At 44.6% G+C, this 12593-nt stretch carries 11 protein-coding genes; 4 read left to right on the top strand and 7 right to left on the bottom strand.

The annotated features are described in order from the left end of the window. The first annotated feature begins 133 nt into the window (after positions 1–133). Complete coding sequence (locus tag HUG15_RS13645; RefSeq protein ID WP_200123634.1) at positions 134–409, top strand: hypothetical protein; 276 nt, start codon at positions 134–136, stop codon at positions 407–409. Further along, a complete protein-coding gene (locus HUG15_RS13640) occupies positions 399–734 on the top strand; it encodes a hypothetical protein (protein ID WP_200123633.1) in 336 nt (111 codons plus the stop codon). Before HUG15_RS13645 ends, HUG15_RS13640 begins: the two co-directional genes overlap by 11 nt. 141 nt (positions 735–875) lie before the next feature. Here HUG15_RS13640 and HUG15_RS13635 read toward each other — a convergent pair whose 3' ends face one another. The 7 genes from HUG15_RS13635 to HUG15_RS13605 form a co-directional block, all read right to left on the bottom strand. Next, the gene (locus HUG15_RS13635) at positions 876–2258 is read right to left on the bottom strand and encodes an aminotransferase family protein (protein ID WP_200123632.1); all 1383 of its coding nucleotides are present in this window, start codon (positions 2256–2258) and stop codon (positions 876–878) included. A 125-nt stretch (positions 2259–2383) separates the two neighbouring features. Next, a complete protein-coding gene (locus HUG15_RS13630) occupies positions 2384–3490 on the bottom strand; it encodes an arginase family protein (protein ID WP_200123631.1) in 1107 nt (368 codons plus the stop codon). Beyond that, a complete protein-coding gene (locus HUG15_RS13625) occupies positions 3465–4850 on the bottom strand; it encodes an APC family permease (RefSeq protein ID WP_200123630.1) in 1386 nt (461 codons plus the stop codon). The genes HUG15_RS13630 and HUG15_RS13625 overlap by 26 nt, the downstream gene beginning before the upstream one ends. Positions 4851–4892: 42 nt before the next feature. After that, on the bottom strand, positions 4893–6323 hold the full coding sequence (locus HUG15_RS13620; protein WP_200123629.1) for a cytosine permease: 1431 nt from the start codon (positions 6321–6323) through the stop codon (positions 4893–4895). Positions 6324–6339: 16 nt separating this feature from the next. Next, entirely contained in the window at positions 6340–6504 is a 165-nt protein-coding gene (locus HUG15_RS13615; protein ID WP_200123628.1) for a hypothetical protein, read from the bottom strand. A 14-nt stretch (positions 6505–6518) separates the two neighbouring features. After that, positions 6519–7673, bottom strand: coding sequence for an iron-containing alcohol dehydrogenase (locus HUG15_RS13610; protein WP_200123627.1), 1155 nt, complete (start codon positions 7671–7673; stop codon positions 6519–6521). Between the two features lie 14 nt (positions 7674–7687). Further along, positions 7688–9151: an aldehyde dehydrogenase family protein gene (locus HUG15_RS13605; RefSeq protein ID WP_425504008.1), complete on the bottom strand. Its 1464-nt coding sequence runs from the start codon at positions 9149–9151 to the stop codon at positions 7688–7690. Between the two features lie 275 nt (positions 9152–9426). Here HUG15_RS13605 and HUG15_RS13600 point away from each other — a divergent pair, with 275 nt between their 5' ends. Together HUG15_RS13600 and HUG15_RS13595 are read left to right on the top strand one after the other, a co-directional pair. Then, positions 9427–10980, top strand: a complete 1554-nt coding sequence (locus HUG15_RS13600; RefSeq protein ID WP_211202224.1) for a C69 family dipeptidase — start codon at positions 9427–9429, stop codon at positions 10978–10980. Between the two features lie 352 nt (positions 10981–11332). Continuing rightward, positions 11333–12589, top strand: a complete 1257-nt coding sequence (locus tag HUG15_RS13595) for a condensation domain-containing protein (protein ID WP_200123625.1) — start codon at positions 11333–11335, stop codon at positions 12587–12589. The last annotated feature ends 4 nt before the right edge of the window (positions 12590–12593 follow it).

Below are 12593 nucleotides of genomic sequence, written 5' to 3'. Positions count from 1 at the left end.
GTGATCCCCCCTTATAAGTGACCACCCTTTCCCTTTTCTCATTGGAAAGATCATGGGCACTGATGTTAAGGATGCACAATTGCTTATATAAAAAAGCGCGATATGATAAAATGTATGAAAGGTGGTGTAAATTATGGAGTTTATTACACGAGAGCAATTTAATCAAAAGGTTACGGTTTCAGATTTAGTTGAGGCCTTAGAATCCTTAGGCTATTCGGTTATGCTTGAAAAGAGGCCGGCTCTTACACCTGAGCAAAGGAAATATGCTACTAAGAAGATTTTTTCTGAGCCTGATATCTTGCGTCAATTAGAGGAAGCTGAAAAGCATCTAAAGGAAGGCAATATGGATTATTTTAGTGGTGATGAAGAGCAATTCTCAAAGTTGGTGGACGAAGTTAATGACCGATAAAGAAGAATTGTATGAAGTAAGATGGGGGCAAGCTGCACAAATACGCCTTGCCGAAATGGAGTCATACAAGGTTAATCCCAAGTTGGTATTTGTGAAGTCAAATCATTTGTTAGGTCGATCGCCTAGGATTGTTGCTTACGATGTCGTAGACTTTGAAAACTTCAAGTACAACGGTTGTTATTGGACTTTATTGAATAATGTGATTTTAGTATATTCAATTTCTGAACGAAATAAAAAAGTGTATGTCCTTGCGAGTTTTTTTGCAAATACGGCATGGGCCCATCAGATTTTCTGGGGAATTGAACCTGAAGACTGGGAAGAGTAGACATGCTAAGGCGGGGATTGATGAAGTATATAATAAAAAGAGAGGAGGTATTTATATGTGATAAAATTCTGAAATCACTTATTCTTCCCTGTGGCTGTAAATAAAAAACGTTCGCTGAGTAATCCCCAGCGAACAAATGGTTTAAAGGGCAAGCCATTTCTCTTCTATAAACGAAAGTGTGTCATCTAATATGGTGAGCACTTCGTCTAGTTCTTCTTTCGTTATGGTGATCGGCGGTGCGACTGCGAGGATATTCATGCCTTCCTCGTAATCAAAGGAGCGGATGAGTAGGCCGCGTTTGCTGCCTTCATTTACGAAATCGCCTGCGATGCTTTCGTTTTCATGGTTTTTGAATGGCACCTCATTTTGTCGATCGCGCATAAGTTCAAAGGCGCCGAGCAAGCCAACGGTACGGGAATGCGTGAATGTCGAATGTTTTTTTTCGAGGTTGTCGAATCCTTGCTGCAAACGTACGCCCATTTCAGCCGCATGTGCAGTTAGATCATCTCTATCGATGATTTCAAGATTCTTCAGCCCCACGGCACACGCTGTTGGATGTCCACTGTAAGTGAAGCCGTGGGGAATATCTTGGTCATACGTATCGATGGTTTTCTTTATTTCGTCGCTGAGAATGACGCCGCCTAGCGGGAAATAACCGCTCGTGACACCTTTGGCAAATGTGATCATATCTGGAACGATATCCCAATGATTTACACCAAAGTGCTTTCCGGTACGGCCGAATCCACAAATGACTTCGTCGGAAATAAATAGTACTTTATTGTCTTCACAAAGCGTTTTGACTGCTTCAAGGTAGCCGTCGGGAGCGATGTGCACGCCACCGGCACCCTGAATGGGTTCAATGATGACCGCGGCTACATTGTTACTGCCATGTTTTTCAATCAAACCGCGAATACTGTTTTCGTAATCCGGGTGTGAACGATCTCCTTGTTCAGCGGCTGTTAAATGCGGGGCGGCATTATAGATGTAAGGATCTGATGAGCCTGAGAAGGCACGGAATTCTTTAATGCCGGTGGCCCGCTGTGTAGAGATTGTCACTCCGTGATATCCCCATTTCAAGGAAATAATGATTTTCTTATTTTCATAACCCTTGAGTTGCCAGTAAAAACGAGCGAATTTAAAGGCTGAATCGTTTGATTCCGATCCGCCCGATGTATAGAAGACCGAATTCAAATCTCCCGGGGCTTTATCGACGATTTTTTCGGCAAGGCGGATGGCAGGCTCGTTGCTATTGCCGTAGAACTGGGAACCATAAGCCATCTCTGTCATCTGGTCATAAGAAGCTTGCGCTAATTCTTTGTTGCCGTGGCCAAGGTTCACGTTCCACAGCATAGAAACGCCATCAATATAAGTATTGCCTTCCATATCAGTGAAACGAATGCCTTCCCCTTTAGAAAAGATCATGCTTGGTCCGTTTGTGGAGACCTCTTTTGGTGTGGACTGGGGATGTAAGATCATGTCTTTGTCCATGTTTTTTAATTGTTGTAAACTGTATTCCTTTGCCATATACTCTCGCTCCTCCGTAGTAATGTGCGTGCTCCGCTAAAAAAGCGGAAACGTTGCTAATATGTTGTTCAGTTGTTTTTCGAATCATTTCCAGGTTGACGGATAGCTTCATTGTACCATTGCCCCTATCGAAGTCCAAATAGATGGGGGAACATGGCTTGGACATTTTGTATGATGCCATCAATGGGTGGTGAAAAATGATTAGACGGTTTTCCTTCTTCAATCGCAAATGTGATCGGACTCGTATAATTGAGCAATCCCTCTGCTAAACCAAGTGTTGCAATAGGAGCATAAGGCAGGCTATATCCACCTTCCTGGATGACGGCAAGTTTGTTATTGCATACGTTTGATGCCAGTTGCTGTAACCATTGCGCCATCTTGCGATAACCGGCTCTTGTCACCATCATTCTCCCTAGAGGATCGTAGAGATTTGCGTCTTGCCCTGCTGATAGCAAGATCAGCTCAGGTTGAAAAGATCGGGCAATCGGGCTTACGATTTCTTCCAATACCGTGCAATACGCTCGATCATTACAACCCGGTGGCAATGGGATGTTGACATTATAGCCTTTGCCATGGCCTGCACCCGTTTCCGAGGTATCTCCTCCCGTAGTGGGATAGTTGTGTTCTTGATGGATGGAAATGAAGCACGTGTTTGGATCTTCATAATAGATCTCTTGTGTGCCATTGCCGTGATGCACATCCCAATCGATAATCAAAATTTTTTCAGTTCCGTATTGTTTTCTGCTGTATTCTGCAGCTACCGCGACATTGTTAAAGAGACAAAAGCCCATGGATTGATCTTTACCGGCGTGATGTCCGGGAGGCCGAATGAATGCATAGGATTGTTCGATGTCAGCCTCTGTAAACAGTACTTCAACAGCTTTCATTGCACCGCCGGCCGAATGTTGGGCGGATTCAAAAGATCCTGGCCCCGCCAACGCCGATTCGCCAACTTCTATGATATCGTTTTGTCTGCTCGCCCGAATGACTTTGTTAATCATTTCTTCCGAATGGACGCGCAGTAAATCTGCCATTTCAGCCTTAAGCACCTGGTACTGAGACATTTTATTCAATAGTTTCGTGTGACGGAAAATGTCATAGGCAAGCTGAAGACGCCTGGGGTTTTCAAACTCAACATCTGAAGGGATTGACGTCTCGGTAAACGTAAATGATTGGTAACCAATATCGTGCGCATGGCCGAAACACTCATCCCAAATGAACGCTGTCGTCATATTTTTTCACCTTCTTCGTCGTTTCTTCAGGATTAAAATCAAGTGATGGCGCAGTTTTCTTGAAGCCACGAGTGATATAAATGAGGAAACAGACGCCAAGTAAATTCCAGGCAATGCCGAGCGTAAGGGCAAGCGGTTCAATGTTATACCACATGACCGCAAGAAAGGCAATCCCAATACTGGGAAAGAGGCCAAACAAAATCAACGCTTTGCCATCTTTTCGCTTACGCTTTACGAGAAAGTAGTAAATCACGCAAAGATTTACGGCTGTGAACGCTGTGAAAGCACCAAAACTGATGACCGAAGAGGCCGTATCCAGCGTTATGAAGATTGCCGGAAGGCTGGCAACGCCTGTTGCCAAAATGTTAAAGATCGGGATGTGACTTTTTGGATGCAAATAACCAAAGATTTTCTTCGGAAATACGTTATCTCTTCCCATTGCGTACAATAGACGCGATGTCCCCAACTGTGCTGCGATCCCACCAACGAATGTTGCAGCAATTACGATGCCCGTGAACACAGCGTTAAAGAACATTCCCCCGACTTGAATGGCAATTTCCACAACTGCTGAATCTGGTGTGGCAAAGACAGTCACATCGGGAAAGGCACGTTGCATGAAATACGTAATGGTCGTATACAGCACACCGAGAAAGAGAACAAGAGCAATCATTGCCCGCGGTATATTTTTCTTTGGTTCAATCGTTTCTTCAGCTAATGTGCTGATGGCATCAAAGCCGACAAAAGTATAGGCTAGAATGACCGACCCTGCAAACACATTTGTCAGTGTGAACTCCTCAGTATAGAAAGGCGCTAACGAGAAAAGTGTTGCTGCCCCTTCGTTTACCAAATAGAAATTGATGAGCAATGCGATAAATATACCAGCGATGAGCACTTGCAAAGCAATTAAGAGTGTACTGAAAGATACGGCAACCTTCACGCTGAATATATTGCTGAGCGTAATGATAGCCAGTGTGCCAACAATCCATACCCATTCAGGGACATTGGGGTACAAAGGCACCATATAGATCGCAACACTTAATACATACACCATTGGCAAAAATAGATAATCAAGGAGCGCTCCCCAACCAACAAGAAATCCTAAATTTGGGTGAAAGGTTTGCTGAACATACGTATAGGCGGAACCTGAACGCGGGAACACCTTGACCATATGCGTATAACTTAAAACTGTGAACAATATCGCAATCACTGAAAACAAATACACGGCAGGGACGTGGCCATTCGTATTTTGAGACGCGATTCCGAATATCGTAAAGACTGTGGCGGGTGTTAATAAGGACAATCCGATGACGAAAACACTGAAAAAACCTAGTTTGCGTTGTAATTCTACTCCATTCCCCATCGTTTCTCTCCTTCGCTGTCTTTGAAGTTGATCGGATGAGTGTTATTCCCCCCTTTTCTTGTCTTTTCTTAAGTAATCATTGAAAGGTTTAATCATGCTGAGCAATAAGTAAGTGAGACCACTGATAATCATGGAAAATCCCGTTGCCGTCGTATATAAAAAGATATCGTTTCGCGGCACGGCTTCAATCGGTTCATACACCCACAGGTAACCGATAACCCCCGCAATAAACGAGAGAATCGCCATGAGGTTGAAACCGCCTGTATAGCGGTAGGCGTTTCTTCCGCCAATTCGGTACAAGTCTTTCATGGATATTTTCTGTCTGCGAACGATAAAAAAGTCGACAACGATTAAAGCAACCACTGATCCTGATGTAGCACCGACGAGTGCGAGAAAAACGCTATAATACTCCCAGATGCCGCCCCAGAATAGCAGGATTACAACCCATGCTGACCAAAAGATGACAACTTTGCTGAAACTTAACTCGGGTTTTAATACTTTCGTACTGATCGATATCCCATACAGCGATACAGCCACTGTCGTTACGTTGGCAACGGCAACAAATAGGATCGCCAACAAACCTAACACGGGACCGCCAAGTTCAAGCAGCCAATCCGTTGGATCAACGCTCTCTACACCGGTAGCAAGCAGCATAGCCAGCGCTGTTAATACACCAATGACCGTAAAGGTGGCCATCACAATGGAGAAACCGCCAACGTGCCCCCAGTATGCGGAGCGCTCTGTTTTGACAAGCCTGGATAATACACCGATGGAGGCAAACCAAGCAAATATAAAAGCAATGTTCCATTCTAATACGACCATGTAATTCGCGAGGCCACTGCCATATTCAGCTTCGTATAAAGGCTCAACATTCAACAATTCTTGAAGTGAAAAGTTACGAAACACGGTGATGATAATAAACACACCGAGCGCCATAAGACAAGGAACCATAATGCGCGTAGCTGTTCGTACTGCGATAGGGCCGCGAAGGGCAATCCATGCACCGAATATGACACAAGTCGTAGCGATATATGGCGTTAAGTATTCAGGAATCGTAATCCCAAATTCGGCGAACACTTTCATCATCGAACTGGCATACACTTCGGCGTTGATCACATCATAGCCTAGTTGGCTTGCAAGAATAATGACCGCAAAGATGACGAGGCCAAAGTAGCCAAACAATGCCTTTTGATACATCCAAATGTCAATGCCATATCGCGTTGTAATCAGGACACAGAGACAAAGAAACAGTCCTGCCAGCGTCATGCCAAAGAACGTGTTCGTCACCGCTTCTTCTAAACCAATCATGGTTGCAATTTGTCCACCTTGGACATACGCCCATGTGGCAATTGCCCATCCGCCTGTAATTAAAAAGATATCCCAGAATCCGTATATTTTATCTTCTTTCCCTAACGGCACTGTCCCGTAATAGACTTCACTATCGATTGCTCTTTTTTTCGCTTGTTTACTCATACAACGATAATTCCCCCTATATTAAAATGCCCCATACTAAACTGATCACACTTATCAAGGCGATGACCGCAATGGCAATGGCATCCTTTTTATTTAATGATGGACCGGATATAAAATCCGGATCATCCATTTGTTCCGTTTTTTCTGCGATTGCTTTATACAACTCTTGTTTATTTTTCATACTAAACACCTCCATTAGCGGTGATCATAAAATGCTGTTTGCAAGATGAAGAGGTAATCTTCCGGCTCCATGCTTCGTATGTTATCCTCATTCGAATAGTTTTGGGAGGCACGCGTCGCCAAATCAGCAAAGTTTGCTTCGTTGACTTGTGGAACTTCGTGGAAACGAGGGATGTTCAACGCATCATTCCATTGAAACAGCTTGGCTACACATCTGTTGGCAGCCTCTTCATCTGATTTATGAATGCAAACTCCCATCGCCCGCGCAACATCTGCATGTCTTTTAATGTCTGCGGTTTTGTTATAGTCAAAGACGAATGGCAGAAACATGGCGTTTGCTTCTCCATGGGGAGTATCATAACGCCCGCCTATGGCTTCAGATAGACAGTGGACAGCGGCGGTATCCGCGTTGCCAAATGCTGCCCCTGCTACGAGACTTGCCACTAGCATTTGTTCTTTGTGTTCAATGTTTTCTAGAACGATAGAATCGGACAAGTGGTCACTTATTAACGTAATCGCATATAAGGCTAAAGCGTCAGATATGGGATTGGCTGCTTTGCATGTATAAGCCTCAATGGCATGGGTGAGGGCATCCAAACCTGTGCTTGCGGCAATCGCAGGAGGTAACGAATCTAATAGCTCAGCATCAAGGAGAGCGAGCTTCGGGATCATTCTTTCATCTCCAATGGCCATTTTATATTGCTGCTTTGTGTCCGTAACAACTGCCCAAGAGGTGACCTCGCTTCCGGTTCCTGCGGTTGTAGGGATACAGACGAGCGGCAAAGGGGCTTTTTCAGCAACATTTACGCCTTCATAATCTTTGATCGTTCCCCCATTCGTTGCGAGAATGCTGACTGTTTTTGCAGTATCGATGACACTCCCGCCTCCAAGCGCTATAATGCCGTCAATGCCTTTGCCATCGATCTCGTGAGCACAGTGATGGCAATCGTTATCCTTTGGATTAGGCTTTACGTCTAGATAGATAGACGTCCGAATATGATTTTTCCAGAGATCTTCGATTACATCATGGAGCATACCGGCTTCGCTAATGCCATGATCACTGATAATCAGGGGTTTTTCTATCTGTAAGTCTGCAATGTACTGTGAAATCCGCTTCCGAATTCCCTTTTCCATGACGACCTTTGTTGGAAACATGAATTCAAAATTCATTAAGAAGTCTCTCCTTAATTTGCAAACCATCCGAGTTTTTCGTTGTGAAGAGCTACGTTAATTTGTTTTGCCTCTTGAAATTCCTTTAAACCGTCCGGTCCTAGGCTTCGGCCAATCCCGCTCATTTTAGGACCGCCCCAAGGTGCTTTTACATCCCCCATGCCGTAAGTGTTAATCCCTGTTAAACCGGCTTTCACTCCGCGGATGACTCGCATTCCCGTTGCACTGTCGCCGGTGAACACAGCTGCTGCCAGCCCATATTTTGTCTTATTTGCAAGGGTGATCGCTTCACTTTCGTGCGTGAATGTCTGGATGACAACGACGGGACCGAAAATTTCTTCTTGCACAATCGACATGTCTTCATTTACATCAGTAAAGACGGTAGGGGCAACAAAAAAACCATGAACTAAATCTTCGCCGTGCATCCGGTATCCGCCACATTGCAACGTAGCCCCTTCTTCCTCTCCGCGTTTAATATCTGCGAGCACGTTGTTCATATGGGCTTCCGTGTACAGCGGACCCATCTCTGTCTGCTCGTTTTCTCCGGGGCCAACGCGGATTTGTTTCGCTCGTGCGACAAAATGATCGACAAATTTCTCATAGGCACTTTCTTCTACCAGAATTCTTGAACCTGCCGAGCATACTTGCCCGCTGCCGAAATAAATGGCATATAACGCATGGTCAACAGCATGTTCGATCTCCGCATCCCCGAAAACGATGACCGGAGATTTTCCGCCCAATTCCAGGGTGACATTCGTAATATTGTTGGCCGCAGCAGCCATGATTCTTTTACCGGTCTCCGTCCCGCCTGTAAAGGATATCTTATCAATCGCTGTACTGTTCGTAATTGTGGCACCCACTTCATCCCCACCGCCGGGAACGAGGTTCGCAACACCTTTTGGCAAACCAACTTGATCGAAGATTTCATACAGTATGTACGCGCTGATCGGCGTATATTCCGAAGGTTTAAGGACAATTGTATTGCCTGCAGCTAAAGCCGGCGCCGTTTTCCAAGCGGTAATGAGAATAGGGTGGTTCCAGGGGATGATTAATCCACATACACCGATGGGTTCATAAGTAACGAGTCCCTGTATTTCCGTTCCGCTCGTGAATGTATAGCCGTCGGTGGAAGAAATGAGCCCTGCATAATAGCGAAAACATTCGCATGCGGTTTCAACATCTGCGAAGGTTTCGCGAAGCGGCTTTCCATTATTTCTCGTTTCCCATTTCGATATTTCTTCTTTTCGTTTTTCGATTTGATCGGCGATTTGATATAAATAAGCCGCTCGTTCCGCCGGGGGCAATGCCGACCATTCATCGTATGCGTTGTTGGCTGCGCCGATGGCGTTTTCAGCATCCCTTGCCGTTGCCATTGCAGTCGTACCGATAGATGTGCCGTTTGCCGGGTTGATGAGGGATGAAAGGCGATCCTTCTCCGGCATTTGCCACTCCCCGTTAATATACATGTTTACTTGCATGTTAATCATTTCCTCTCGTTTCGAGTTGCCAATATTTTTCATTAAGAAACGGAAAAATATATACAAGTATGTATTATACGCAATAGTGGAACTAATGTCGAATTTTATTGCTGAAAATGTCACATGTTATACACAAAAGACATGACCTAATTAACCAACCAGCGGGGTAATTTGTCCGCTATCTTTTTCAGGCTTTTATTCTTTGAGTTTGGAAACATAATGAACGGCTGATGGGCATAACGTAAATTGATATGGCTGTCAGAGGGGTGTTTTTTATGAGCATTGGTTTCTATGTAGGAAATCAATTAACAAAAGACGGTTCTACATTACTTGGCGGGTTTGGTCATGAACCTTCCAGTCATTGGATCGATATTGTTCCGGGTCAGCATCATCCGGAAGGGGCGACAACGCAGGTCGGCGTAACGGAGGAAGCCAACATTCCCGGCAGACTGACCGACATTCCGCAAGCATCCTATACAAACAAATTTATTAGTTCATCGTATTCGGAATTCGAAGGGTTTCCTCCTCCCTTAACGAATGGAGGATTAAACGAGTATGGGGTAGGCGGGCGTGATATTTGGTCTAATTCCCGTCCTGAATTAGTGGAAATGACGTCGGAACCACAGCAAGGACCGAATTACAGTGATCTTGCCCGTATCGCCATGGAACGTGCCAGAACTGCCCGAGAAGCTGTTGAGATTATTGGAGGACTTATTAACACTTATGGATATTCCACCTATGGAGGGAACTCCCATCTCTTTGCGGATAAACAGGAAGGCTGGGTGGTGATCGAGTATGCGGGCGGCCAAGGACTGTGGGCAGCAGAGCGATTAGGGCCGGATGAAGTGCGTGTGTCGTATCCCGGTTATATTCATAATTTCCCTGTTGATTTTGAAAATAATGACAACTATATGGGGTCGGATAATATCGTTTCGTTTGCGAGAGAGCAAGGATGGTGGAATCCTGAAACAGATCATCCTGATTATTTAAACTTGCAGGATGTGTATGGAGAACCTTTCGAGGGGGAAGGGGTGAGTATGCAAGAAAATCATTTTGTTTCTGTGCGTGTTCCTCCGGAAAGAGAAGCAGAGGTAATGGGCTTAACGCCAGTTAGTCTCGAAGACATGCTTGCTCTTGTGCGTGACCCGCGTTGGTCAAACGATCGTGCCGGTTACGGTCAAGTGGCTCACATCCGGTCTCACGTGCCTGATCGATTGCAAACATTGTGGCTCGCCGTCACAGGAGCCGTTACCACTCCTTATGTACCGATACCGATAGAAACAGACCCTTATGCTGTGCCTCCTGAATTTGTCCAGCATCGGTATTTGACCAAATACGCTGATTCAACTTATTTAAATGCTGATTATGCTCCTCAGGAAGCGACGAGGTATGCCGTAAGAGAATTTAAACGATTGCTGTACTTTACGAGTGAACATCCGGTGCAATTTTTAAATTACATCACAGGGGCTATGGAGTGTTTCGAGCAAGGAGAAGTTGTGGAGAGAGCAGAGTTGGAAGGAAAATATTTCTGGTTGCTTCAGAACCATCAAAATGAAGAAGCTAGAACGTTAATCTCACAAAATGTTCATCAACGCCTTCTTGAAAGTTTAAGTCTCGGCATGCAATTGACAGATATCGTAGACAGCGAAACACGTCGGTTATACGGTATCCGCATGCCCAAAGGAACGAGCGATCCCGGTGAGACCACACCACCATGGAGTCAAGAAATGATTGAAGAAACCGATGATGAATTGGTTACGTGTTATGATCCCCGGCTAGATATATACCCTCGCCCATTTGGTGTGTTCAACCATTATGCAGGGTGTTAGATAGCGATGGGGAAAAGACATGATGTTTGGCATTTGCAACTATAGTGAGAACAGCCCAAAACCTTATATACCTAGGGTTTTGGGCTGTTTTTTGTCAAAAATTTGTAGTGCGGTGGATCGCTCCGTTTTAATTTTTTGGTTGTTTTTAACGGAATGGCTGATCTAGCGGCGTTTTCTGGCTGATAAATCCAACAGCGTTATTAAGAATCAATGCAAATCATTGTTGAACCTTCTTTCAGTTAAATGTCAAATGGTCTCGCGATGGCTTTGTTTATTTTTTACTGTGGCAATGTCCCATTTCACCGACAGGAAATGTTATGATAGCAATAAACATGTCAGAGGAGTTTGTCGCATGGACCAATGGTACAAGATCGACAATGCTGGAAAGATTTTTCACGCGGTATCCGAATCTGCGAACTCTTCTGTGTTTCGAATTGCGATGATCATGACAGCACCGGTTGAAGCAGACAAGCTTCAAAGCGCGCTGGATGATGTGATGAAGCGGTTGCCGATGTTTGCGGTTAAGCTTGGGAAGGGCGTTTTCTGGGATTTTCTCGTAGAAAATGACAAGAAGCTATTCGTGCAAAAAGAACATCATTTTCCGTGTGCGCCGATTGATCCGATTGAAACGAATGGTTTCTTATTCCGTGTGATCTATTATGAAAAACGAATCGCGGTTGAGTTCTTTCATTCGGTCACTGATGGCACCGGGGGCCTTGAGTTTCTCAAAGCGCTCGTCTATCATTATTTGCTCGAGCAACATGCCCGGCTTGAAAATGACGGTTCGATTCTTGATATTGAGGATCAACCGAGCACTTATGAATTAGATGACAGCTATTATAATTATAAATCCGATCATGCGGTTAAGAATCCTCGCGAAGGGCACGCGTTTCAAGTTAAAGGGACACCGACCGATGAGACGATGGTCGTTCATGGCGTCATGAAATCAAGCGATATCAGAACGGCTGCGAAAGCCCATGGCATAACGATGACCGCTTACATTACTTCAGTATTGATAGCCGCGATTTATCATGAAAAATTGCTCTATCGTTCACGAAAAGAAGAAATTAAAATTGCGATTCCTGTTAATTTACGGAAAATGTTTACGTCAAAATCACTCCGGAACTTTTTCGCTGTCGTGAATGTAGGGATGCAGGTTGAGGAACAGACAACGCTTGAAGACATCATAGAAGAAGTCTCGAAGCAGTTACAAAAAAAAGCAGAGAAAGAAACGTTACAACATGGGTTAAATCATCATGTTAAATTACAGACGATGCTGGCAGCTCGTTTTGTGCCGAATTTTATAAAATACTACGCCATCCGCTATGGATATAAAAACTATGGGGAACGGACGAAAACGATGACGCTTACAAATTTAGGCAACGTTCAATTGCCGGAACAGATGATGCCTCATATTGAACGGATGGAAATGGTCATGTACCCAACGAAAAAAAGTCCGGTGAACGGCGGCATTTGTTCCATTAATGATCAATTTGTCATTTCGTTCGCACGATCGATTGAAGAAGCCGACGTTATTCGTTCCTTCTTCCGAGAACTCACAAAAGCATCAGGCATTGATATTGAAGTGTATGCCAATGATGGAGGGTGATTCC

The organism is Salicibibacter cibarius (genome assembly GCF_016495725.1).
Taxonomy (GTDB): Bacteria; Bacillota; Bacilli; order Bacillales; family Marinococcaceae; genus Salicibibacter; species Salicibibacter cibarius.
Note: the sequence above shows the minus strand (reverse complement) of the source record. Positions and strands in the feature narration are given on the sequence as shown.